The organism is Rhizobium sp. X9 (genome assembly GCF_018873185.1).
GTDB classification, from domain to species: Bacteria; Pseudomonadota; Alphaproteobacteria; order Rhizobiales; family Rhizobiaceae; genus Agrobacterium; species Agrobacterium oryzihabitans.
The window spans coordinates 1,857,066-1,879,775 of the sequence record NZ_CP071311.1 but is presented as its reverse complement, the minus strand read 5'-3'; the positions used below and the strand labels follow the sequence as shown (position 1 = coordinate 1,879,775).

Below are 22,710 nucleotides of genomic sequence, written 5' to 3'. Positions count from 1 at the left end.
CAAACGCTGTTTGGCGCGCCCGCGATGCTGGACAAAGCGTTAACCTTATCCCATACCACGCAACGGAATTTCGTAACGGGTCGAGTCCGTTACGGAGGTATCTTGCGGTGGAGATGGACGATGGCGCTGAAAGATGTGGTGGCGGGAAAACGCAACGAAGAGGGCATCGCCTCTGCGCTGGCGGTGCTGAAGCAGCAGCTGGGCGACAAGCTCCAGACCGGCCAGGCTTTTCGTGAGCAGCATGGCCACACCACCACCTATCTCACCTTGCAGGCGCCTGACGGCGTCGTCTTTGCCGAAAGCTCAGACGATGTGAAAGCCGTGGTGAACGCCTGCGCGCACTATAAGGTGCCGGTCATTCCCTTCGGTACGGGCTCGTCGCTGGAAGGGCAGGTCAATGCGCCCAGTGGCGGAATCTGCATCGATTTCAGCCGGATGAATCGTATCCTTCAGGTGAATGCCGAAGATCTGGATGTGACGGTGGAACCGGGTGTCACACGCGAAGACCTCAACGTCTATCTGCGCGATACCGGCCTGTTCTTTCCGATCGATCCGGGCGCTAACGCATCCATTGGCGGCATGGCTTCCACGCGTGCTTCCGGCACCAATGCCGTGCGTTATGGCACGATGAAGGACAATGTTCTGGCCGTCACCGCTGTTGTCGCCAATGGCGAGGAAATCCGCACTGCGCGCCGTGCCCGCAAGTCGTCCGCCGGTTACGATCTGACGCGGCTATTCGTCGGCGCTGAGGGCACGCTGGGGGTTTTGACCTCGGTCACGCTGCGGCTGCAGGGAATTCCGGAAAAGATCGCCGGTGGCGTCTGCACCTTCGACAGCATCAAGGCGGCCTGCGATGCCGTCATCATGACGATCCAGATGGGTGTTCCGGTTGCCCGCATCGAATTGCTTGATGAGGTGCAGGTGCGCGCCTGCAACGCCTATTCCGGCCTGAATTACGCTGAAAAGCCGACGCTGTTTGTGGAGTTCCACGGCACCGAGGAGACAGCGGCGCTGCAATCGCAGCAGTTTGCCGAGATCGCTGCCGAATGCGGCAGCGTCGATTTCCGCTGGACCAGTGATGCGGCAGAACGCAACAAGCTCTGGAAAGCGCGGCATGATGCCTATTGGGCATCGCGCGCGCTTGCCCCCCATCTCGACGGGCTTTCCACCGATGTCTGCGTGCCGATTTCGCGGCTGGCGGACTGCGTGGTGGAAACCCAGCAGGATATTGCGGAAAACGGCTTTCTGGCACCGATCGTCGGCCATGCGGGCGACGGCAATTTCCATGTGCTCATCCTGTTCGATGGCAAGGATGCCGAAAGCGTTTCGAAAACCGAAGCCTTCGTCGCCCGCCTCAACCGCCGGGCCATCGCCATGGACGGCACCTGCACCGGTGAACACGGCATCGGCCAGGGCAAGATGAGTTTTCTGGCCGAAGAGGCGGGAAATGCGCTCGATGTGATGCGTGCCATCAAAACGTCGCTCGATCCCGATAATATCTTCAATCCGGGCAAGTTGTTCCGTCTTGTCTGATCATTCTCACAATTGATTGGTACAAAAGGCTGCTTGCCGTTAAGGCAAATAAGAATAGGTTTGCAGCGTTCGCGAAGGGAGATGCAGGTCAGTGCTCGGGCGTATTCTGGTTTTTCTGGGCGGACTGCTGGCCGTGGTGCTGTTTTCGGCGCTGCTTATTCCCTATTTCGTCGACTGGACGGATTTCCGCCGCGATTTCGAGGATCAGGCAAGCCGTATTCTGGGCAAGAAGGTAGTGGTGCACGGCCGCGTCGAGGCCCGACTTCTTCCGTTCCCTTCTGTGACGCTGCATGATGTGCGCGCCGGAACGGATGCAGATGGATCGCCGCTCATTCAGGTCGCCCGTTTTTCCATGGATGCCGAGCTGGCACCTTTCCTTTCCGGCGAAGCGCGCATCTTCGACATGCGCATCGAGGAGCCCAAGGCCAAGATCAGGCTGCTGAAAGACGGCACTCTGGACTGGATGCGCGGCAGCCGGGCGGAAATTCCGGCCCGCACCGTGGTTCTGGAAAGCGTGCAGATCGAAGGCGGGCAGATCGAATTCATCGACGAGCAATCCGGCCGCAACCGCGTGGTGACCGGTCTCAATGCCGACATGTCCGCCAATTCACTGGCCGGGCCATGGAAGGCGGAGGGGCGTGCTGCGGTTGATGGGCATCCCGGCTCGTTCTCGCTCTCCAGCAGCGAGCCGGATTATGCGGCCGGGCGTATGGGCCTGCGGGTCCGTGTGGTGCCGGACGAGCATCCGGTCGAGGTTGATCTGGATGGTGCGATTGCCGCAACGGCTGGAAAACCCGCCTATAGCGGTTCTTTCTCGTTCAGTTTCCGCGAAGACGAAAAGCAGAAGCAGCAGGCTGGACAATCGCTCTTTTCCTCGCCGCGCACCCGCGGCAGTTTCGAGCTGACGAATGAAAGCGTGCGTATACCGAGCTACCGCATGGAACTCGGCGGCAGCGAAAATCCTTATGTCGTGACCGGCGAGGCGACGCTCGATACCGGGGCCAAGCCGGAATTCCTGCTGACGGCGGATGGCCAGCAGATCGATGTCGCCCGCTTCGCGCCGCCCGTCGTGCAGACGGGCAAGACCTCGCGCCAGCCAACCGCCTCCGTGCGCCAGCGTATCGAGGCTTTTGCCGCGATGGTTGCCCGCATTCCGGTTCCGCCGGTTCCGGGCAAGGCCAGCATCAGCCTTCCGGCGCTCGTTTCCGACGACACGACCATTCGCGACATCCGGCTGGATGTGCGTCCGCAGGGCACTGGCTGGCAGGTGGTGAACGCCGTGGCGACGCTGCCCGGCAGGACGCAGCTGGAGGCCAAGGGATCGCTCACGCTGCTTGGCGGCCCCGCCTTCAACGGCAATCTGCTTCTCGCCTCCAACCAGCCTTCGGGTCTGGCAAACTGGCTTTCCGGTTCCGTCGATCCGGCGATCCGCCAGCTCAATGCCGCCGGTTTTTCAGCCGATGTCTCTCTGACGACGCTCAACCAGCGTTTCGACAATCTCGAGCTTGCGATTGGCGACGCTTCGCTGAAGGGGCAGCTGGAACGGCGCTCGGACGGCAAGACCTCCAATCTTTCGATCGATCTTGCTGGCAACGAGATCGACCTCGATGCCCTGAAGGCGCTCGGTAGCCTGGCGCTTGGCGATCAGGTCGGAAGTTCCGTTCTCGACCATCGCATCGACGCCAAGTTCAAGGCCGACCGGTTCAATATGGCCGGCGTAACCGCAAATCATGTCGAAACCGCCTTCACCATGGCGGGCGGCGTTCTCTCGCTTGAAAAGATGACGGCCGGTGACATTGCCGGTGCTGAAGTCAAGGCGAAGGGGCAGCTGCAGGGCTCGCTGCTGAAATATGCGGGCAAGGGCACGGTGAACCTGCATGCGACGGACATGCAGCCGTTCTTCACCATGCTGCAGCAGAAATTGCCAGATCATCCATTCCTCAGCCGTCTGGCGGCGAGTGCGCCCTGGTACGCCAATTCCGACCTTGCCATGGATGTTTCGGTCAACAGCGAAAATGGCGGTGCCAATGTCGCGGTTTCCGGCACCGTCAATGGCAGCCGCCTGTCGGCCGTCGCCAAGATGCCGGATTTCCTGTCGATCACCGACGATACGGCGATGTCGCTGGAAGCGGTCCTGAAAAACCAGTCGACGGCCATCCTGTTCGGGCAGGCCGGGCTTGATCCATTGCCGTTCGATGCGGATGGGGAGGGGCTTCTTTCCATCAAGCTCAACGGCACGCTCGGCTCGCCCGCCCAGACCGACATCCGCTTCTCGACGGAGCGCACGCATTTTTCGATGAATGGCTCCTTTGCCGTTGCGGCCGCCAATTTCGGTGAGGGCAGTGCGGATGTGGCGCTCGAAAGCGCCGATATCGAGCCATATCTCATCATGAACGCCGTGGGCCTGCCGCAGCTTGGCGGCGGCATGGCGTTGAAGGCCAATGGCAAAGTGGCGGTGGATGGACAGAAGATTGCTCTTTCCGGGATCGGTGGGCAGGCTGGCGGCAACCCCTTCTCGGGCAATCTGACGGTTGAACGTGCCGCGCCCTATCCCGTTACCGGCGACCTTGCCGTCAGAACTGCCGATCTCGCCTGGTTGGGAGACGCGATTTACGGACCGGTGATCGATCCGGAAACCGGCGCGCTCGATGCCAAGCCTCTTGCCATGCCGGCTTTCCCGCAGCTCAAGGCGTCGCTGTCGCTGAAGGCGGAGAGCTTCGAGGCTGGTCCCTTCGGCACTGTCACCGGCCTTTCGGCCAAGGTCACGCATGATGAGGGCAGTCTGGCGCTTGACGACGTTGCCGGCACCTTCATGGGCGGCAAGCTGAGCGGGCGGCTCGCCATGTCCACGGGGCAGGGGGCGGGCATCTTTCGCACCAAGATCGCGGTGGCCGACGCCAATCCGGAGCCGATATTATGGGCGAACGCCAATGGCCCGGTCGCGACCGGCCGGGTGGCGATTGACCTGACCGCTGAATCGACTGGCAAAAGTGTTGCCGAGATCCTGAAATCGGCAGGTGGCTCGGGTGAAATCCGTGCCAGTGGACTGGTTCTCAAGGGTCTCAATCCCGGCGCCTTTCCGCCGATCCTGCAAGGGGCGGATGGTCTGCAGCAACCGATCGACGCGCCCAAGGTGCGGCCGCTGGTCGACCAGAGCCTCTGGCAGGGCGAAGTTGCGCTCGGCGATGTGGCCCTGCCTTTCTCGCTGAATGGCGGCGCGCTTCACTTCCAGAATTTGCGCGCCGGGATCGATCCGGTGACGCTGACTGCCGATGCGACGGTCGATATTGCCGCTTCGACCGTGAACGGCGACCTTGATCTTCTCTTCAATCCCGGCACGGAGACGGTCGCCGGGGCCGAACCGTCGGTACGCCTCAACTACAACGGCCCACTTGCCGCACCGGCTTTGACGACCGATGTTTCGGCACTCAGCAACTATCTGTCGCTTCGGGCTTTCGAAAAGGAACGCCGCCGCGTCGAAGCCATGCAGGCAAGCGTTCTTGAAAAACAGCGCCTGCGCCGCGAGGTGGCTCTCTACCGTTTCGAGGCGGCCGAACGTCAGGCGGAGAAGGAGCGGGTGGAGGCGGAAGCCAGGGCCAAGGCGGAAGAGGAGGCGCGGCTGAAGGCCGCGGCCGAGGAGCGGCTTCGACAGGAAAAGGAACAGCAGGAGGGGTTGCAACAGCAACAGCAACAGCAACAGCAACAGCAACAGCAACAGCCCGCTCCCGAGCGACAGTCCGCACCTGTTTTGATTGTGCCGCCGACGGAGAACGCCATCAGGGAACTTGCGCCGGAAAACGCGCCGGCTAATCCGTAAGTTTTTCGCAATGGGCAGCAATCTTTCTGCCGGTTGCAGAAGTTATGAAACCCTTCCCCAAACGCCTCGTCATCCTCGGGCCTGACCCGAGGATCCACAATTGGGCGCGACCATGGATCCTCGGGTCAGGCTCGAGGATGACAAGGCGTTTGGCGAGAGGTTAGAGACTTTGTCTCAGGATGAATTTTGGAGCGGTCCGGATACGTGACGCTTCAACTGCTTTGCCAAAATTATCCGATAGCCCGTCAAATCCAGCTTTCGCGCTCGCCGAAAGGCGTATCAGCGTCGAAGTTTTTGGTGCCGATCCTGCTGCTTTCTCCGGACAGGATGGGCTTGTCCGCGCTTTCGCCTGGGGAGGCCGATCTGTCGGCGTTGTTTTCGAGCGCTTCGAGCTCAGCCTTCATAGATGCGATTGCGCTCTTCAGCTCTTCCTGGGCTTTCGCTTCGGTGACCTGGGAAAGCTCCGACTGCTTTTCGGCAATCTGCGCTTTTAATTCGGAAACGGTTGAAGACGAGGTTGAGGAGGAGAGGACGGAAACAGCGATGCTCGTTCCCGAAACGGCGGAAACCATGGGGCGCCTCGTGGCGGAACTGTGGTTGGAAAGGTCTGAAACAGAAATTGAAAGCAAGGCTACGCAATACGGGGATGCCTTGGAGCGCAGATTAATCAGCTAATGTTTAATGAATGCTTTCACTGCGTTACGAGTTTTCGGCGGGAATATTAGTAGTTACCCGGCGCGGAAACCGGGCTCGGGTTTCAATCGCTCACGCTACCGAAAATGTTCAGCGGGTCTTGAGCCAGTTCAGCACATAGACCCGCAAGGATGAGGACAGATTGCTGTCGGCTGGCCGGTTGTCGTCTATTTCGGCAAGCAGGGCGGCGAAGCTGATCTTGCGCTTTTCGGCGATGATTTTCAGCTCGTCCCAGAAGGCATCCTCGAGCGAAATGCTGGTGCGGTGGCCGTGCAATGTCGCGGAATGCTTGCGGATCATCAGATCGCTCTCCGGCTGGAAATCTCAATCATATTTCGCCGGTAAGCCTCTGTTTCGCTATTGTGTGATGATTTCCCGGGAGGATTTTTCCGGGCCTTCAAGGCCGGATGATCAGTCCCTGTCAGTCCTGTCGTCGTCTTTTTCGAGCCGCCCCTGGTCGAGTGCCTTTTCGGCTTTCTCGTTAAGGGCCGATGTCAGATTTTTTTCCGCCTTTGTCCGGCCGAAGGACAGGCGGTTTTGCTCCGCCTGTTTTTCTTTTTCGCTGCGGGCTTTCTGCTTTCGAAACTGACGCAGATTGACGATATCGGCGGCCATGCGGATATGTCTCCTTGAGTTTCGCGCGGTCAGACAGGAAGCTGTTATTGCTTCTTGCGGAAAGCATCCAGTGAAACGACGGAGCCTTCCTTCTTTTCCTCACCGGCCTTGGGGGCTTCGGCGGTGGAAGCCGGTTTTGCCTCGTTGGAAACGGGGTAGGCGGTAATTTCGGCGTCTTCCATCTCTTCCTCGTCGGCCAGGGGCACATCGAACTCAAGTTCGAAATTGACCGAAGGATCGTAGAAACCGCGAATGGCGTTATAGGGAATGACCAGCTTTTCCGGGGTGTCCGAGAAGGACAGGCCGATTTCGAAGCCGGTTTCGGTCACCTTCAGGTCCCAGAACTGGTGCTGGATGACGATGGTCATCTGCTCGGCATATTTCGCCTTGAGGTGCTGGGAAATCCGCACCCCGGGCGCTCCGGTCAGGAAGGTGATGAAGAAATGGTGGTCGCCGGGCAGGCGGCCGGTAGCGGCCACTTCACCCAAAACTTTACGAATAACGCCGCGAAGGGCATCCTGTGCGAGAATGTCGTAACGGATATGATCCTGCCCCATGCGGTCCTGTCTTTCCCTTATTCGAACGTCTTTTAAAGCGCGGCGCGTCATGCGCGCCAAGGACGCTGTAACACTTTGAATCTTTGCGTAATCCTTGAGCCAGTATCTATTCGGTCCTGACGGCTACGCGTTGCCCAAGTATACGCAATGTCCTGAACGGCAGCAACGGAAAAGCCGATGCCGATCGCAAGTCAGCTATCATATAACCAATTCAGGCAAAATGGAGAAGGTGGAGGTTTCTGTTGCCAGGTACCTCCGAACCCCGCCTCACGGGGCTAACCGTGAGGACTTAGAGCGGAATTCCCGCACCGCCATTAGGCAGCGAGAGCGTATTCCTTAGCGTTGTTGTCGTTTGCAACTACACTTGTGACCCGATAACGGCGGTATCATGCCGAGCAAAAGTTCGATCTTTACGCCCTTGTCGATCCTATTTCGCCCCCATCAAAAGCCGGCCTTGTTCAAGAAAGCCGCCGGTTTTTGGTGGAGGCGCCGGGTACCGCCCCCGGGTCCAATAGGTTTATTACACCGACCGTTTATCGCCATAGCCGGGTTGCCCCGGCAAGGCTCATATAGGCGTTTCCCGTGGCCGAGAAAAGGGGGGCGATGACAATTCCATGAAAAGGTTTCGTGTTTGCGCCCGGCAATTTAGACTATTCTTGACGACGAGGGATTGCTGACACATTCTCCCTGCAACCGGTCACCAGAAACAACACCGGGCCGGGGACACACGAAGGAGTGGACATGACCGACTATCTCGCAGATGTGAAGAAATACGATGCAGCAGCCGACGAAGCCATTGTCGGCAAGATCGTCAAGCATCTCGGCATTGCCTTGCGCAACCGGGATTCATCGCTGGTGTCCGCTTCCGATCCGGAAGAGCTTGCGCGTGTGAAGGCGAGCTGGTGCGGCAAGAAGCTCGGCGTGACCGATGACAGCGCCGACAAGGCGATTGATGCCACCGCCAAGGCCATGGCTGCTGATCGCTCCAAGTCGCGCGTCACTTTCTATTACCTTGTCGCCAAGGAACTGGGCAAACTCCAGTCGCTCTGATTTGAGCCGGGGATAGCCCTGAATAGGTGATTGGTTCTGCCGCCCTGTGCTATTATATTCCACTGATATCAGGGAATCGGCGGCAGAACGCATGAAAGAATATCTCGATCTTCTCCGGCATGTGATGGAAACCGGCTCCGACCGTGGAGACCGCACCGGCACCGGCACGCGCTCGGTCTTCGGTTACCAGATGCGTTTTGACCTTTCCGAAGGTTTTCCGGTTCTGACCACCAAGAAACTGCATCTGCGCTCGATCATCCATGAACTGCTGTGGTTCCTGAAGGGCGACACCAATATCGCCTATCTCAAGGAAAACGGCGTTTCCATCTGGGACGAGTGGGCCGACGAGAACGGCGATCTCGGCCCCGTCTATGGCGCGCAATGGCGCTCCTGGCCGGCACCTGACGGCCGCCATATCGACCAGATCGCGCTTTTGATCGAGGCCCTTAAAACCAATCCCAATTCCCGCCGTCATATCGTTTCGGCGTGGAACCCGGCGCTGGTGGACGAGATGGCGCTGCCGCCCTGCCATTGCCTGTTCCAGTTCTATGTTTCTGATGGAAAGCTGTCCTGCCAGCTCTACCAGCGCTCGGCCGATATTTTCCTCGGCGTGCCATTCAACATCGCTTCCTATGCGCTTCTGACGCTGATGGTGGCGCAGGTCACCGGCCTGAAACCGGGCGATTTCGTCCACACGCTCGGCGACGCGCATATCTACGCCAACCATTTCGAGCAGGCGAAGCTGCAGATGACGCGCACGCCCAAGGCCCTGCCGACGATGCGCCTCAATCCTGACGTGAAGGACCTTTTCGCCTTTAAGTTCGAAGACTTTACGCTGGAAAACTACGAGGCTGATTCAAGCATCAAGGCGCCGATCGCGGTATGAGTGAGCCGCGCGTCACCCTCATCGTCGCGGTATCGGAAAACGGCGTTATCGGCCGCGACCTCGACATGCCGTGGAAGCTTTCCACCGACCTCAAGCGCTTCAAGGCGATGACGATGGGCAAGCCGCTCATCATGGGCCGCAAGACGTTTCTGTCCGTTGGCGAGCGTCCCCTGCCGGGCCGGCCGCACATCATCGTCAGCCGCAATGCAGACTACAGACCGGCGGCTGTGGATGTCGTTTCATCGCTGGAAGACGCCCTGAAGCTTGCCAAGACAAAGGCTGCGGAACTTGGGGTGGATGAGGTTTTCGTGGCCGGCGGCGGGGAAATTTACCGTCAGGCCATGCCGTTTGCCGATCAACTTTCCGTCACCCATGTGGCGGTAAAGCTCGATGGCGACACTTTTTTTCCGGAAATAGATCCGGCCGTGTTTGAAAAAGTCGAGGAAAATGCCGCTCCCGCAGGGGAAAGGGACAATTATCCCGTTTTGTTCACCACTTATTTGCGAAGAGCCGCGTCAAAGTGAACTATTTACCCTGATTGGGTATTTAGTTACCACCTCTGCGTTGAAACGGACGCTTCTCCTTCTTATAACGGGTCGATATTCCCGCCGCACGCGAGCAATCGCTTTCGAACGGAACCGGGAGAGGCTTTTATAAAGAGGTATTGATGCCCTGGAGCAATCAGAATGGCGGCGGCGGCCCTTGGGGCGGCGGCGGTGGAGGAAACAACCAGGGCGGCGGTGGCGGCCCATGGGGGCAGGGGCCTAACCGGCCTCGCGGCGGTGGCGGCGGCGGCAATGGCGGCCCGCCCGATCTGGAAGAGATCATCCGGCGCAGTCAGGACCGTTTCAGGAATGTCCTGCCGGGCGGCTTCAACGGCGGCGCGGTTGCAATCCTCGTTCTCGTCGTTCTGGTTTTCCTCGGCATCCAGTCCATCTACACCGTCCAGCCGGACGAGCGCGGCGTTGAACTGCGTTTCGGACGTCCGAAGGACGAAATCTCGATGCCGGGCCTGCATTTCCATCTGTGGCCGATCGAGACGGTTGAAATCGTCAAGGTGACCGAGCAGCAGCAGAACATCGGTTCGCGCGCCTCGTCTTCCTCGTCGAGCGGCGTGATGCTGACCGGCGACCAGAACATCGTCAACGTACAGTTCTCGGTGCTCTATACAGTTTCCGATCCGAAATCCTACCTCTTCAACGTTGACAGCCCGGCTGAGACGCTGCAGCAGGTATCCGAAAGCGCCATGCGCGAGGTCGTCGGACGCCGTCCGGCACAGGACATTTTCCGTGATAACCGTCAGGCGATCGCGGCAGATGTGCGCACCATCATCCAGTCCACCATGGACGGTTACGGCGCCGGCATTTCCATCAATGCCGTGGCTATCGAAGATGCGGCGCCGCCGCGCGAAGTGGCCGATGCGTTCGATGAAGTGCAGCGTGCCGAGCAGGACGAGGATCGTTTCGTTCAGGAAGCCAACCAGTACGCCAACCAGAAGCTGGGTGCCGCACGTGGTCAGGCCGCGCAGATCGTCGAAGAGGCGAACGCTTACAAGTCGCGTGTCGTCAACGAGGCACAGGGTGAGGCGCAGCGCTTCATCTCAATCTACGATCAATATCGCACAGCGCCGGATGTGACCCGTCAGCGTATGTTCCTGGAAACCATGGAACAGGTCCTGAAGGGCTCCAACAAGGTCATCATCGACGAGAAACAGGGCGTGGTGCCTTATCTGCCTCTGAATGAGATCATGCGCGGCAATACCGGCGCAGCACAGCAGGGAGGCAACTGATATGAGCAACCGTCTTACGGCCGTTCTCGTCGGTCTCGCCGTTCTGCTTTTCTTCGGCTATTCCTCGATCTTCGTCGTCAACGAGCGCCAGCAGGCCATCGTCGTGCGCTTCGGTCAGATCCAGGACGTGAAAACCGCGCCGGGCCTCTATTTCAAGCTGCCCTTCGCCTTCATGGATGCCGACCGGGTCCAATATGTCGAGAACCGGGCCCTGCGCTTCGATCACGACAATATCCGTGTTCAGGTATCCGGCGGTAAGTTCTACGAAGTCGATGCCTTCGTGGTCTACCGCATCACGGATGCACGCCGCTTCCGGCAGACGGTCTCCGGTGACCAGATGTCGGCGGAATCGCGGCTTCGCACCCGTCTCGACGCGTCGCTGCGCCGGGTCTACGGTCTTCGCGGCTTTGAATCCGCCCTTTCGGATGCACGTGCATCGATGATGCAGGAAGTGCGTGACGACCTGCGTCCCGACGCGGAATCGCTCGGCATCAGCATCGTGGATGTCCGCATCCGCCGTACCGATCTGACGCAGGAAGTGTCGCAGCAGACCTTCGAGCGCATGAAGTCGGAACGTCTGGCTGAAGCCGAACTGATCCGCGCCCGCGGTAACGAAGAAGCGCAGCGCCGCCGCGCTATCGCCGATCGTCAGGTGGTGGAGTTCGAATCCGACGCGCGTCGCCAGTCCGAAGTGCTTCGGGGTGAGGGCGATGCGGAGCGTAACAAGGTGTTCGGCGAGGCTTTCCAGCGCGATCCGAGCTTCTTCGAGTTCTATCGTTCGATGGCCGCCTATTCCAGCTCGCTCAGCGGAACCGGCACGACGCTGGTCCTCTCCCCGGACTCGACCTTCTTCCGTTATTTCAACAACATCGACGGTGCTCCGTCTACGCCGCCCGCCGCGCCTGCGCCGGCACCGGCGAACTGATAACGGATCAAATACTAGTGGAGGGGCCGGTTTTTACCGGCCCCTTTCTTTTTGACGGCCCCCCGCGCACGACGTCATCCTTGGGCCTGACCCGAGGATGACGGAGGAGAGGGTTGAGCAGCCGTGTTGGTAATTTTAGGACGGGTTTTGGCCGGCCCTTTCCTTTGGGTCGGTTTTCGTGGCAAAGCTGTAGGTCGGGGGCAGGGCGTCATCCGCCTGTTCACGAAAAGGTATTTTTACACTTCATCATTCCGCCTTATGCTTTGACGATATATGCAGGGCAAGACTATTTGAAACGCGAGGACGCTTATGGCCGTGACCCTTCTTTCGCCTTTTCGCAGCAGCATTGCCGCAGTCGCGGGCATCGCGCTTGTGGCGGGTAGCCTTTCGGCCCCGGTTGCGGCATGGGCGCAGAGCCACGGGCCGGCATCGGTGGCCGATCTCGCTGAGCCGCTTCTGGATGCGGTGGTGAATATTTCGACGTCGCAGAACGTCAAGACCGAAGGCAAGGGCCCCGTTCCCCCGAAGCTGCCGGAAGGGTCTCCCTTCCAGGAGTTCTTCAAGGATTATTTCGACAACCAGAAACCGGAAGGTGGCGACAAGGTCAGTTCGCTGGGATCCGGCTTCGTCATCGATCCGGCCGGCTACGTCGTTACCAACAACCACGTCATCGAGGGCGCTGATGCGATCGAGGTGATTTTCCCGAACGGGTCGAAGCTCAAGGCGACGCTGGTCGGCACCGATACGAAGACCGATCTTTCCGTATTGAAGGTGGAGCCGAAAACGCCGCTGAAGGCCGTCAAGTTCGGTGATTCGCGCAGCATGCGCATCGGCGACTGGGTGATGGCCATCGGCAATCCCTTCGGCCTCGGTGGATCGCTGACGGTCGGCGTCATCTCGGCGCGGGGCCGCAACATCAATGCCGGTCCCTATGACAATTTCATCCAGACGGATGCGGCGATCAACAAGGGCAATTCCGGCGGCCCGCTCTTCAACATGAAGGGTGAGGTAATCGGCATCAATACGGCGATCATTTCGCCGAGCGGCGGTTCGATCGGTATCGGTTTCGCCGTTCCGACGGAACTCGCGCAGAATATCGTGCAGCAGCTTATTGAATTCGGCGAGACGCGTCGTGGCTGGCTCGGCGTTCGCGTGCAGCCTGTCACGGATGACGTGGCCGCGAGCCTCGGCATGGAAAGCGCAAAGGGTGCGCTGATTTCCGGTGTCGCCAAGGGCGGTCCGGTTGAAAACGGCCCGATCGTGGCCGGCGATGTCGTGTTGAAATTCGACGGCAAGGATATTCACGAGATGCGCGATCTCCTGCGGATCGTGGCGGAAAGCCCTGTTGGCAAGGAAGTCGACGTGGTTGTGCTGCGCGACGGCAAGGAAGAGACCCTCGAGGTGAAGCTCGGCCAATTGCTCGACACGCCGGATGAAAAGGCGTCAACGGATGATCCGCAGGCCGAAGACGGCGACGGCGGCGTGGTGACACCTGATGATGGCGGCAGCGACGATCAGGCGCAGGACCAGACCCCCGAGGTGCGCGAAGCACCGCAGAGCGTGCTCGGCATGAACCTCGTTGTTCTGAGCAACGAGCTGCGAGCGGAGAAGGGTATCGCCGAAAGCGTCGAAGGCGTGCTTGTCGCGAGCGTCGATCAGGGTTCGCCTGCCGAACAGAAGGGCATGAAGCCGGGCGATATCATCGTCGAGGTCGGGCAGGATTTCATGGAGGTTCCGGGCGATGTGCTGGTGCGCATCAACGGCCTGAAATCCGAAGGCCGCAAGAATGCGCATATGATGGTTGCAGATGCTCAGGGCAATCTGCGCGTCGTGGCGCTGCCGCTGGAATAAAGCGCCTTTCGCTCGGTTCGTCAGGAATCGGGTGGTTGTGATCCCGGTCGCTCTTTAATTCTTGGTCTCCATCGAACGGAGGCCAAGGATATGAAATTACTCGAAAACAAGGTTGCAATCATCACCGGTGCGTCATCCGGCATCGGCCGGGCGACGGCAAGGCTGTTTGCCGAACAGGGTGCGGCCGTCATCATCAACGCGCGTGGCGCAGCGGCACTTGAGGATGTGGCTTCCGCCATTCGCCAGGCCGGCGGTCGCGTTCACACTGTCGCGGGTGACGTCGGCATTGCGGAAACCCATGCCCGCCTGACGGAGGTGGCCATGACCATCTTTGGCGGTCTCGATATCGCCGTCAACAATGCCGGTGCGGTTGGGGCGATGAAACCGCTTGCGGAGATTTCGGTCGAGGAATGGGATCATGTGATCGCCGCCAATCTTACTTCCGCATTTCTCGGCGTGCGCAGCCAGATCCCCGCGATCTTGAAGCGGGGAGGCGGCTCGGTCGTCTTCATCTCCAGCTTCGTTGGCACCAGCGTTGGCATACCCGGCATGGCAGCCTATGGCACATCGAAGGCGGCGCTGATGGGGCTGGTGAAAGGCATTACTGCCGATTACGCCGTCAAGGGCATTCGCGCCAATGCGCTGCTTCCGGGTGGCGTCGATACGCCGATGGCGGGAGATGCAACCCAGAAGGAGTGGGCCGCGGGGCTGCATGCGATGAAACGCATCGCGGAGCCGGAGGAGCTGGCGCAGGCCGCCCTTTTCCTCTCCAGCCCGATGTCGAGCTTCGTTGCCGGATCAGCCCTGTTTGCCGATGGCGGCAATGCGGCGGTGAAATAATTGCCGAACTGGCGGGCGAGGGCGTTACTGCGGCTGTCGTGCCCGCCATTCCTCCAAAGTCAGCGCATAGGTGACGTGCGGACGCAAATGCGGGTGGCTGTCTTCCGGCACACGCGGATGATCGAAGTCGCGTGAAGGGTCACGCTTCAGGCCGATGCGCTCCATCACGCGCGTCGAACGCCGGTTATCATGGACGGCAAAGGAGACGATTTCCGGCGTCTCCTTTTCATCGAAAGCCATGACGAGCAGCGATTGCGCGGCTTCCGTCACATAACCGTGCCCCCAGAAACGCGTGGCGAGCCGCCAGCCGATTTCCATGGTGCCGACCGGGAAGGGCGGATCGAGGTTCATGACGGGGGAGATACCACAGAAGCCCATGACTTCGCCGGTCTCGCGCAGCTCCATGGCATAAAAGCCGTAGCCGCTGCCGCGGATCATGCCATTGATGGTTTCGAGAACCGCGTCCGCTTCCGCATGGCTGCGGCGGAAGGGGAAGAATTCCATGACCTTTTCGTCGGCATTGATTTCGCGGAACAGATTGCGGTCGCTCTCCTTCCACTCGCGCAGAATGAGCCTTTGTGTCTCGCGGATGATCATGGAATGACAAAATCCGTCTTGCGGTAACCCTGAATGTAAAGAAGCGCGGTCAGGTCGCCATGGTCGATGCGCATCTGCGCCTCTGCCGCAACGGCAGGCTTGGCGTGCAGGGCGACACCGGCGCCGGCCAGATGCAGCATGCCCAGATCGTTGGCGCCATCGCCGACTGCCATTGCCTCATCCGGCGAGATGCCGAGTTTTGTGGCGATATCGTTCAGCGCATCCACCTTGGCCTGTTTGCCGAGGATCGGTTCGGCAACGGTGCCGTCGAGCTCACCATTGGCTTCGCCGAGCAGATTGGCACGGTTCTCGTCAAAACCCAGCATGGCGGCGACGCGGCCGGTGAAGACGGTGAAACCGCCGGAAACAAGGGCGGTATAATAGCCCTTGGCCTTCATGGTGGCGATCAGCTCCTTGCCGCCGGGGGTGAGCGTGATGCGCTTTTCGATGACGTCGTCGATGACGGAAACCGGCAGGCCCTTCAGCAGCGCCACACGCTCCCTGAGCGCCGGCTCAAAAGCGATCTCGCCATTCATGGCGCGGGATGTGATGGTGGAGACCTTGTCTTTCAGTCCCACTTCGGCAGCCAACTCGTCAATGCATTCCTGGCCGATCATGGTCGAATCCATATCAGCGATCAGAAGCTTCTTGCGTCGCTTGTCCTGTTCCTGAACCACGATATCGATCGGCTGGCCGGCAAGCGCGCCTGCAATGGCGTTGCGGGCCGCTTCCGCATCCGTGCCGGAGGGCAGGGCAATATCGCAGGCAATGCCGTCAGCCAGCCAGTAGAGGCCCGATGCGTTGACGGCCTTTGCGGCGGCTTCGCCGAGGGCCGGTGTCAGAACAGGATTTGACGGATTGGCGATAAGCGTGGCAACGAAAGCCATGATGAAAAACCTTGATGAGAATTTTGATGCGATCCTGATAACCGGCCCGACGGCAAGCGGCAAGTCCGCGCTTGCGCTTCGTTTGGCACGGGAGCGGGGCGGTGTCGTCATCAATGCCGACAGCATGCAGGTTTACGACACTCTGAGGGTGCTGACCGCCCGGCCATCCGAGGAAGAAATGGAGGGCGTACCGCATCTGCTTTACGGCCACGTGCCGGCGAGCAGCCTCTATTCCACGGGCGAATGGTTGCGAGAGATTTCGGCCCTGCTTCCCGATCTGCGCAAGCAGGGGCGTTTTCCGGTCATCGTCGGTGGCACGGGGCTTTATTTCAAGGCGCTGACGGGTGGCCTTTCCGATATGCCTGCCATTCCAGACGAAATACGCGACAGGCTGCGTGCCCGATTGATTGAAGAGGGAGCGGCGGTCCTCCACGCAGAATTGTCGCAGCGCGATCCTGCGATGGCACAGGGGCTTCAGCCGGGGGACGGCCAGCGGATCGTCCGGGCGCTTGAGGTCATCGAGGCGACCGGAAAGTCGATCCGGGATTTCCAGAAGGCCAGCGGCCCGGTGATCATCGATCCCGAGCGTGCGCAGAAATTCGTCGTCCTGCCGGAGAGACCGGTGCTGCATGACCGTATCAACCGACGTTTCGAAACCATGATGGAGAGCGGTGCGGTGGAAGAGGTGAAAGCCCTTCTCGCCCTCAATCTCCCGCCCGATGCGACGGCGATGAAGGCGATCGGTGTTGCCCAGATCGCCGATATGCTGGCCGGCCGTATGAACGAGGCCGAGGTGATCGAAAAATCGGCGGCCGCCACCCGCCAATATGCCAAGCGGCAGATGACCTGGTTCCGCAATCAGATGGGACCGGACTGGACGCGTATTCAGCCGTGACGGCGACCGTCAATCCTTGCGATAGAGGCTGCCGAGCGGCTTTTTCAGCAGGCTTTCCCGCAACGAAGGACGTGTATCGCCGGGGGGCGGGCCATTCTGCGCCTGCATCTGGAAACCGGCCCTGCGCAAGTCGTTGACGGCACCGGCGGCGGTGTCGGCTGCTGTCGTCGGATTTTGCGGCGCTGAGGTCGCGCGTCCGGGCAGCATGTCGGGGCGGTAAGGTTCGTATCCGTCCGTTGCTGCTGTCCCTAATTCGCGTTTCCAGCGGTCGATGTCGTCCGCCTCTTTTGGGATGGAAACCGGTTCCGGCAGATCGGAAAAAGCTGCTTCAACGCTTTGCTGGAAGCCGGTGATGACTGGCTTGGCTGTGGCGCGCATACGCGTCACGATGTTGTTCAGGTCGACCGTATCTGGTGTTTCGTGGGGTATGTGGCTGACCGTGCCGCTCGCCTTCGGCAATTTGGCCATGGGCACGCGGTTGAAGCGCATGCGCATCGGCACGCCCACCGCTTCGCCAAAGGCGATGGCCTCGCCGTTGCCGATGGACGACAGAAAGCTGGTGGTCGAGGTTGAGGCATTCGGCACGGCGGACAGAATGATCTTCTGGTCGATCTCGTTTGACAGCCGCATGGCGAAAACGGTCGAGCATTGCGACAGGATGGTCTGGTCCAGTTCACTCGGCCGCTGGCTGATGACGCCGAGCGAGATGCCGTATTTGCGGCCTTCCTTGGCGATCTGGGCGATGGATTGCCGGGTCGGGAAGAAGCCGCGCTCGGGGTCGGCCGGGACATAACGGTGTGCTTCTTCGCAGACCACCAGCATATGCAGCGAACCGCGCGCCAAGACGGCAAGTTCGAAGGACATGCGGCAGAGGACGGAAACCACCGAGTTCACCACCTCGGAGGGGATGCCGGAAAGCTGGAAAACCGAGATGGGTTTGCCTTCCCCGGGAATACGGAAGATATGCGCCACCGTCTCCAGAATGGTGTCGCTGATCGTATTGCTGGAGAACATGAAATTGTAGCGAGCATCGTTGATGGCCGAGAGGATGCGGCCTTTCAGGGAGCGCAGCGCCGGCTTTTCGCCGCGCCCTTCCAGCCGTCCGATACGCTCGTCAACAAGCGCCAGAAGGTCGGCCATGCGGTAGGGCACCGGCGTATCCGGCGTGATCGCGCTCTTGTCGGATGTGCGGCGAACGGCGGAGCCATCCGTGCCGCGAAATGCCTTTTTCGCCTCCGGAATGATGTCGCGAAGGACATCCATCTCTTCCGGCACCGGCTTGCGGCCCCGGAAAATCACTTCCGCGAATTCCTCAAGGCGCATCAGCCAGAAGGGAAGGTCGAGCGTATCGGTATCGATGACGACAGAATGATCTGGAAACGCGGCCGCAAATTCATTGTGCGGATCGAGAATGAGGACACGCAGCTTCGGGTCAGTCTCGATCGCCTTGTTCAGCAGCAGGGAGACAGCGGTGGTCTTGCCCACGCCCGTCGATCCAACGACGGCGAAATGTTTCGCCAGCATCTGCTGGATGTTGATGGCGGCACCGATCGTGTCGTCCTGCGTCAGCTTGCCGATGACACAGCTGTCGCGCTTGCCGCCGTCGTAGATCTTGGCAAGGTCTCCCGTGCGGATGCGATGTGCCACCGCACCCAGATAGGGGTAACGTGAGATGCCGCAGGAAAAGCGTTCGCTGCCGTCCTCGGTGCGATAGACTTCGCCGACGAGTTCCACATCGATCAGCAGCCTGTTCGCCCTGTCCGAGGACCAATATTCCTCGCCGGTGCGCATGGCATATACCAGCGCCGCGACACGGCTCGTTCCCATTTCGATGGAAATCAGGCGGCCAACGGACCAGAGCTGGGCGACATCGGTTGAGCCGATCTCGGTTTCGGCGGCAATGGTCGCATGGGCGCCATCACAGGCGATGACGCGGCCCAGCATGCGGTTTGGCGGCTGCTGGCCAGATCGCCGTTCGTTTTCGTCCATTCGGGACGCTTTATGAAACTCGTCGTTATTCACGTCATATCCCGGTACATGCGGATGATCGCGGTGGTTCGGGCAGTATCTGCGGCTTCGATAGTAAAAGATTATATTTAACAACCGGTGTATCGGTTGTGTTCGAAAATTTCGTCCACGGCGTCTTTCGGGCAATAAAAGAAGCGGACGCCGATTTTTTCCGCAATATGCGTTGACGACTGGCGCTTTTCTGGCTAACACTCCGGCCCATGAAAAATCTTAACGTACTTATCGTGGTGGGACGGCGCATGGGCAGGATGGTGTAATCATCCGGCGAAAGCACCCATGCGCTGAACGAGGCTCCTTAAGGGGCCTTTTTTTATGTCTTCAAACAGGCCCTCGGGCTCCTCGATATCCAAAGCCAAAGCGGGATGGAAACAGGCAATGACGGATAAGGACAATACGGAAAACAGCAATCGCATGACAGGTGCGGAGATCGTTCTGCAGGCGCTGAAGGACAACGGCGTCGAGCACATCTTCGGTTATCCCGGCGGTGCCGTGCTTCCGATCTATGACGAGATTTTCCAGCAGGAAGACATTCAGCACATTCTCGTGCGCCATGAGCAGGGCGCCGGCCATGCGGCCGAAGGTTATGCCCGCTCCACCGGCAAGGTCGGTGTCATGCTCGTCACGTCCGGTCCCGGCGCCACCAATGCGGTGACGCCGCTGCAGGATGCGCTGATGGATTCCATTCCGCTCGTCTGCCTTTCCGGTCAGGTTTCGACATCGCTGATCGGCTCCGACGCTTTTCAGGAATGCGACACCGTCGGCATCACGCGCCCCTGCACCAAGCACAACTGGCTGGTAAAGGACGTCAACGAGTTGGCGGGCATCATCCATGAAGCCTTCCGCATCGCGCAGACGGGCCGTCCCGGTCCCGTCGTCGTCGATATTCCGAAGGACATCCAGTTCGCCACCGGCACCTACACACCGCCTTCCGCCGCCATTCAGCAGAAGAGCTACAAGCCGAAGGTCCAGGGCGATCTCAACGCCATTCACGCGGCTATCGAACTGATGTCGAAGGCGAAGAAGCCGATCTTCTACACCGGCGGCGGTGTCATCAATTCCGGCCCGGAAGCGACGCGGCTGCTGCGTGAGCTGGTGGAATTGACCGGTTTCCCGATCACCTCGACGCTGATGGGTCTTGGCGCCTATCCGGCCTCCGGCAAGAACTGGCTCGGCATGCTGGGCATGCACGGTTCCTACGAGGCCAACATGACGATGCATGATTGCGACGTCATGGTCTGCATCGGTGCGCGTTTCGATGACCGAATTACCGGTCGCATCAATGCGTTTTCACCGAACTCCAAGAAGATCCACATCGACATCGATCCGTCGTCGATCAACAAGACGGTTCGCGTTGACGTGCCTGTCATTGGCGATGTCGGCCACGTTCTGGAAGATATGGTCCGCCTGTGGCGCGCCTTGCCGAAGAAGCCGGAAAAGGTGCAGACAGCCGACTGGTGGGCCCAGATCGAGCGCTGGCGCGCGCGCAATTCCTTCGCCTACAAGAATTCCAACGACGTCATCATGCCGCAATATGCCTTGCAGCGGCTTTATGAGGCGTCGAAGGGACGCGACACCTACATCACCACCGAAGTCGGCCAGCACCAGATGTGGGCGGCGCAGTTCTTCGGCTTCGAGGAGCCGAACCATTGGATGACCTCGGGCGGTCTCGGCACCATGGGTTATGGTCTGCCGGCGGCCATCGGCGTTCAGGTTGCGCATCCGGAAGCACTGGTTATCGACATTGCCGGTGATGCCTCGATCCAGATGTGCATTCAGGAAATGTCCTGCGCCATCCAGTACGGTCTGCCGGTGAAGATTTTCATCCTCAACAACCAGTACATGGGCATGGTGCGGCAGTGGCAGCAGCTTCTGCATGGTAACCGCCTGTCCAACTCTTACACCGAAGCCATGCCTGACTTCGTCAAGCTGGCGGAAGCCTATGGCGCAGTCGGGATGTATTGCGACGATCCGAAGGAGCTGGATGACAAGATCGCCGAAATGATCGCGGTCAACCGGCCGGTCATCTTCGATTGCCGTGTTGCCAATCTTGCCAATTGCTTCCCGATGATCCCGTCTGGTAAGGCTCACAACGAGATGCTGTTGCCGGATGAGGCGACGGATGAAGCTGTTGCCAACGCCATCGACGCCAAGGGCCGTCAGCTAGTCTGAGCCGGGAGAGGAAAAGGAAATGAACGCACACCTACAACCCACCGGCTCCGCCTATTTCATCCAGAAGGAAACGGCTGCCGTCGAAAATCATACGCTGTCGGTTCTCGTCAGCAACGAGCCGGGTGTTCTCGCCCGGGTCATCGGCCTGTTTTCCGGCCGGGGCTACAACATCGAAAGCCTGACGGTTTCGGAAACCGAGCATGAGGCGCATCTGTCGCGCATCACCATCGTGACGCGCGGCACGCCGATCGTGCTGGAGCAGATCAAGGCGCAGCTGGAACGCATCGTTCCGGTGCACCGGGTTCTCGATCTCACCGTTCGCGCCCGCGAACTGGGTCAGGAACGGCCGATCGAGCGCGAAGTGGCGCTCATCAAGGTCGCCGGCTCGGGCGAAGCCCGCGCCGAGACGCTTCGCCTTGCCGATGCGTTTCACGCCAAGGTCGTGGATGCGACGGTGGAGCATTTCATCTTCGAGATCACCGGCAAGTCGTCCAAGATCGACCAGTTCGTGGCCATCATCAAGCCGCTCGGCCTGATCGAGATTTGCCGTACGGGGATTGCAGCGATGAACCGTGGTTCGCAGGGGATGTAATTTCCGCAAGGAAAGTAATTGCTGTTGAATATCAAGCCCGCGCAACGTCGCGGGCTTGTCTTTTTTCCACCTACAGTCCGGTGCGCTTTCCAAAGGGTATGATGCGTGCGTTTCCTGTACGACCAGGATTCTGTGGTGGTTCATCCGCAGGTCGTGTCACGACGAGACGGCCGCCGATACCTTCGGCCAGCGCCTCGCTTTCGCGCATTTTCCGAAGCTCGGCTCTTGCTTCCGGCGTCGCGGTTCCTATCAGCCGTTCAACGCCATCGACACCGCCCGGGACCGTCAGCCGGCGTTTGATATCGTTCGCCCTATAGCCATGTTTGCGGGAGTAGCGAAGGGTCAATTGATATTGGTCCGGTAAGTCTTGTCCGGCCGTCGCGGCGACATGGCGAACCCGATAAGAAACGGAATCGTCCTCTATCCCAAAGACGTCGCCATCGGGGATAATATATCCGTTTTTCTCGGTAGCAATTTTGATGAAGGTCAGCGCGCCCGCATATAGTTCTGACCAGGGAACGGGTGCTGCTTCCACATTGATTTCGCGCCCGATATAGTCTGCTGCTCCCAACGTCTGGATGCCGACACATTGCTCCGTAGTACCCGGTGGTGGCTCGTCACGGTAAATGCGGGGGTGAACTGTCAGGGGTCCTATCGGCTCTTCGACAAATGCCGTGAAACTCTCGGCCGAAAACAGCATATTGCTCTGCGTCCAGTGGATGAGGCTTGCCGGCACATTTGCGCAGATCGTTTCGCAGGCGATGGACAAGCATCTTACCCGGTCCAGAAACTCGGCAAGCGAATGGCCGGGCTGGTACATGCCGAGTTCACTGAACAGGCTGGCAATGCCCTTTTCCTGCATCACTCCGCCAAACACGCCGTGCTGTATATAGACGAGCAGGTGGGATTTATGGCGCCGGATTCGGTCGATGGCATCGGGCACCAGCATGACGGAGATCGGCGAGCCGAGCGTGCCAGCGAAAACG

The 22,710-nt window shown here is 59.7% G+C and carries 20 protein-coding genes and 1 other RNA gene; 13 read left to right on the top strand and 8 right to left on the bottom strand.

Features of this window, described 5'->3' with window-relative positions; translation table 11 throughout:
• Window positions 1–120 precede the first annotated feature (120 nt).
• The 3 genes from JZY08_RS09285 to JZY08_RS09275 all read left to right on the top strand — a co-directional run bounded on the left by JZY08_RS09285 (window position 121) and on the right by JZY08_RS09275 (window position 6,025).
• Window positions 121–1,533, top strand: coding sequence for an FAD-binding oxidoreductase (locus tag JZY08_RS09285; protein ID WP_216329978.1), 1,413 nt, complete (start codon window positions 121–123; stop codon window positions 1,531–1,533).
• Window positions 1,534–1,624: 91 nt separating this feature from the next.
• Window positions 1,625–5,350, top strand: coding sequence for an AsmA-like C-terminal region-containing protein (locus JZY08_RS09280; RefSeq protein WP_216329977.1), 3,726 nt, complete (start codon window positions 1,625–1,627; stop codon window positions 5,348–5,350).
• Between the two features lie 204 nt (window positions 5,351–5,554).
• The gene (locus JZY08_RS09275; protein WP_216329976.1) at window positions 5,555–6,025 is read left to right on the top strand and encodes a hypothetical protein; all 471 of its coding nucleotides are present in this window, start codon (window positions 5,555–5,557) and stop codon (window positions 6,023–6,025) included.
• 108 nt (window positions 6,026–6,133) lie between these two features.
• On the opposite strand, the gene JZY08_RS09270 is transcribed toward JZY08_RS09275, so the two are convergent.
• The 4 genes from JZY08_RS09270 to ssrA form a co-directional block, all read right to left on the bottom strand.
• Window positions 6,134–6,343, bottom strand: a complete 210-nt coding sequence (locus JZY08_RS09270; protein WP_003494959.1) for a ribbon-helix-helix domain-containing protein — start codon at window positions 6,341–6,343, stop codon at window positions 6,134–6,136.
• 111 nt (window positions 6,344–6,454) lie between these two features.
• Window positions 6,455–6,658, bottom strand: coding sequence for a DUF4169 family protein (locus JZY08_RS09265; protein WP_003494961.1), 204 nt, complete (start codon window positions 6,656–6,658; stop codon window positions 6,455–6,457).
• Between the two features lie 44 nt (window positions 6,659–6,702).
• Complete coding sequence (locus tag JZY08_RS09260; RefSeq protein ID WP_035220594.1) at window positions 6,703–7,215, bottom strand: SspB family protein; 513 nt, start codon at window positions 7,213–7,215, stop codon at window positions 6,703–6,705.
• Window positions 7,216–7,443: 228 nt separating this feature from the next.
• Window positions 7,444–7,814, bottom strand: a transfer-messenger RNA (tmRNA) gene (gene ssrA / locus JZY08_RS09255).
• 142 nt (window positions 7,815–7,956) lie between these two features.
• Between ssrA and JZY08_RS09250 the strand changes: the two genes are divergently transcribed.
• The 7 genes from JZY08_RS09250 (at window position 7,957) to JZY08_RS09220 (ending at window position 14,556) form a co-directional block, all read left to right on the top strand.
• Window positions 7,957–8,265, top strand: a complete 309-nt coding sequence (locus JZY08_RS09250; RefSeq protein ID WP_035242256.1) for a DUF2853 family protein — start codon at window positions 7,957–7,959, stop codon at window positions 8,263–8,265.
• A gap of 91 nt (window positions 8,266–8,356) precedes the next feature.
• Window positions 8,357–9,151, top strand: coding sequence for a thymidylate synthase (locus tag JZY08_RS09245; protein ID WP_216329975.1), 795 nt, complete (start codon window positions 8,357–8,359; stop codon window positions 9,149–9,151).
• Window positions 9,148–9,675 carry a dihydrofolate reductase gene (locus JZY08_RS09240; protein ID WP_216329974.1) on the top strand — a complete coding sequence of 176 codons (528 nt, stop codon included), beginning with the start codon at window positions 9,148–9,150 and terminating at the stop codon, window positions 9,673–9,675. Before JZY08_RS09245 ends, JZY08_RS09240 begins: the two co-directional genes overlap by 4 nt.
• A 143-nt stretch (window positions 9,676–9,818) precedes the next feature.
• Window positions 9,819–10,940 (top strand): FtsH protease activity modulator HflK, encoded by a 1,122-nt coding sequence (hflK, locus tag JZY08_RS09235; protein WP_082182613.1) that lies wholly within the window; start codon window positions 9,819–9,821, stop codon window positions 10,938–10,940.
• 1 nt (window position 10,941) lies between these two features.
• Window positions 10,942–11,865 (top strand): protease modulator HflC, encoded by a 924-nt coding sequence (gene hflC / locus JZY08_RS09230; protein WP_082182612.1) that lies wholly within the window; start codon window positions 10,942–10,944, stop codon window positions 11,863–11,865.
• A 309-nt stretch (window positions 11,866–12,174) separates the two neighbouring features.
• Window positions 12,175–13,716 (top strand): Do family serine endopeptidase, encoded by a 1,542-nt coding sequence (locus JZY08_RS09225; protein WP_216329973.1) that lies wholly within the window; start codon window positions 12,175–12,177, stop codon window positions 13,714–13,716.
• 90 nt (window positions 13,717–13,806) lie between these two features.
• Window positions 13,807–14,556: an SDR family oxidoreductase gene (locus tag JZY08_RS09220; protein WP_216329972.1), complete on the top strand. Its 750-nt coding sequence runs from the start codon at window positions 13,807–13,809 to the stop codon at window positions 14,554–14,556.
• 24 nt (window positions 14,557–14,580) lie between these two features.
• On the opposite strand, the gene JZY08_RS09215 is transcribed toward JZY08_RS09220, so the two are convergent.
• Both JZY08_RS09215 and serB read right to left on the bottom strand, forming a co-directional pair.
• Window positions 14,581–15,153: a GNAT family N-acetyltransferase gene (locus tag JZY08_RS09215; protein ID WP_216329971.1), complete on the bottom strand. Its 573-nt coding sequence runs from the start codon at window positions 15,151–15,153 to the stop codon at window positions 14,581–14,583.
• Entirely contained in the window at window positions 15,150–16,040 is an 891-nt protein-coding gene (serB, locus tag JZY08_RS09210) for a phosphoserine phosphatase SerB (RefSeq protein ID WP_216329970.1), read from the bottom strand. The genes JZY08_RS09215 and serB overlap by 4 nt, the downstream gene beginning before the upstream one ends.
• Here serB and miaA point away from each other — a divergent pair.
• Window positions 16,039–16,935: a tRNA (adenosine(37)-N6)-dimethylallyltransferase MiaA gene (miaA, locus tag JZY08_RS09205; protein WP_216329969.1), complete on the top strand. Its 897-nt coding sequence runs from the start codon at window positions 16,039–16,041 to the stop codon at window positions 16,933–16,935. The two genes, serB and miaA, sit on opposite strands and share 2 nt — an antisense overlap.
• A gap of 9 nt (window positions 16,936–16,944) precedes the next feature.
• On the opposite strand, the gene JZY08_RS09200 is transcribed toward miaA, so the two are convergent.
• Window positions 16,945–18,957, bottom strand: coding sequence for an ATP-binding protein (locus JZY08_RS09200; protein WP_216329968.1), 2,013 nt, complete (start codon window positions 18,955–18,957; stop codon window positions 16,945–16,947).
• Window positions 18,958–19,338: 381 nt separating this feature from the next.
• On the opposite strand from JZY08_RS09200, the gene JZY08_RS09195 reads away from it, so the two are divergent.
• Window positions 19,339–21,132 carry an acetolactate synthase 3 large subunit gene (locus tag JZY08_RS09195; RefSeq protein ID WP_216329967.1) on the top strand — a complete coding sequence of 598 codons (1,794 nt, stop codon included), beginning with the start codon at window positions 19,339–19,341 and terminating at the stop codon, window positions 21,130–21,132.
• 19 nt (window positions 21,133–21,151) lie between these two features.
• Window positions 21,152–21,724: an acetolactate synthase small subunit gene (gene ilvN, locus JZY08_RS09190; protein ID WP_216329966.1), complete on the top strand. Its 573-nt coding sequence runs from the start codon at window positions 21,152–21,154 to the stop codon at window positions 21,722–21,724.
• Window positions 21,725–21,794: 70 nt separating this feature from the next.
• Here the strand turns inward: ilvN and JZY08_RS09185 are convergent, their stop codons facing one another.
• The gene (locus JZY08_RS09185) at window positions 21,795–22,673 is read right to left on the bottom strand and encodes a hypothetical protein (protein WP_216329965.1); all 879 of its coding nucleotides are present in this window, start codon (window positions 22,671–22,673) and stop codon (window positions 21,795–21,797) included.
• Window positions 22,674–22,710 lie beyond the last annotated feature (37 nt).

What these genes read in the sequence shown, in the direction of transcription:
- JZY08_RS09285 (WP_216329978.1), top strand. Translation starts at nt 121, where the DNA reads ATGGCGCTGAAAGATGTGGTGGCGGGAAAACGCAACGAAGAGGGCATC.
- JZY08_RS09270 (WP_003494959.1), bottom strand. Translation starts at nt 6,343, where the DNA reads ATGATCCGCAAGCATTCCGCGACATTGCACGGCCACCGCACCAGCATT.
- JZY08_RS09265 (WP_003494961.1), bottom strand. Translation starts at nt 6,658, where the DNA reads ATGGCCGCCGATATCGTCAATCTGCGTCAGTTTCGAAAGCAGAAAGCC.
- JZY08_RS09260 (WP_035220594.1), bottom strand. Translation starts at nt 7,215, where the DNA reads ATGGGGCAGGATCATATCCGTTACGACATTCTCGCACAGGATGCCCTT.
- JZY08_RS09250 (WP_035242256.1), top strand. Translation starts at nt 7,957, where the DNA reads ATGACCGACTATCTCGCAGATGTGAAGAAATACGATGCAGCAGCCGAC.
- JZY08_RS09245 (WP_216329975.1), top strand. Translation starts at nt 8,357, where the DNA reads ATGAAAGAATATCTCGATCTTCTCCGGCATGTGATGGAAACCGGCTCC.
- JZY08_RS09240 (WP_216329974.1), top strand. Translation starts at nt 9,148, where the DNA reads ATGAGTGAGCCGCGCGTCACCCTCATCGTCGCGGTATCGGAAAACGGC.
- hflK (WP_082182613.1), top strand. Translation starts at nt 9,819, where the DNA reads ATGCCCTGGAGCAATCAGAATGGCGGCGGCGGCCCTTGGGGCGGCGGC.
- hflC (WP_082182612.1), top strand. Translation starts at nt 10,942, where the DNA reads ATGAGCAACCGTCTTACGGCCGTTCTCGTCGGTCTCGCCGTTCTGCTT.
- JZY08_RS09225 (WP_216329973.1), top strand. Translation starts at nt 12,175, where the DNA reads ATGGCCGTGACCCTTCTTTCGCCTTTTCGCAGCAGCATTGCCGCAGTC.
- JZY08_RS09220 (WP_216329972.1), top strand. Translation starts at nt 13,807, where the DNA reads ATGAAATTACTCGAAAACAAGGTTGCAATCATCACCGGTGCGTCATCC.
- JZY08_RS09215 (WP_216329971.1), bottom strand. Translation starts at nt 15,153, where the DNA reads ATGATCATCCGCGAGACACAAAGGCTCATTCTGCGCGAGTGGAAGGAG.
- miaA (WP_216329969.1), top strand. Translation starts at nt 16,039, where the DNA reads ATGATGAAAAACCTTGATGAGAATTTTGATGCGATCCTGATAACCGGC.
- serB (WP_216329970.1), bottom strand. Translation starts at nt 16,040, where the DNA reads ATGGCTTTCGTTGCCACGCTTATCGCCAATCCGTCAAATCCTGTTCTG.
- JZY08_RS09195 (WP_216329967.1), top strand. Translation starts at nt 19,339, where the DNA reads ATGACGGATAAGGACAATACGGAAAACAGCAATCGCATGACAGGTGCG.
- ilvN (WP_216329966.1), top strand. Translation starts at nt 21,152, where the DNA reads ATGAACGCACACCTACAACCCACCGGCTCCGCCTATTTCATCCAGAAG.
- JZY08_RS09185 (WP_216329965.1), bottom strand. Translation starts at nt 22,673, where the DNA reads ATGCTGGTGCCCGATGCCATCGACCGAATCCGGCGCCATAAATCCCAC.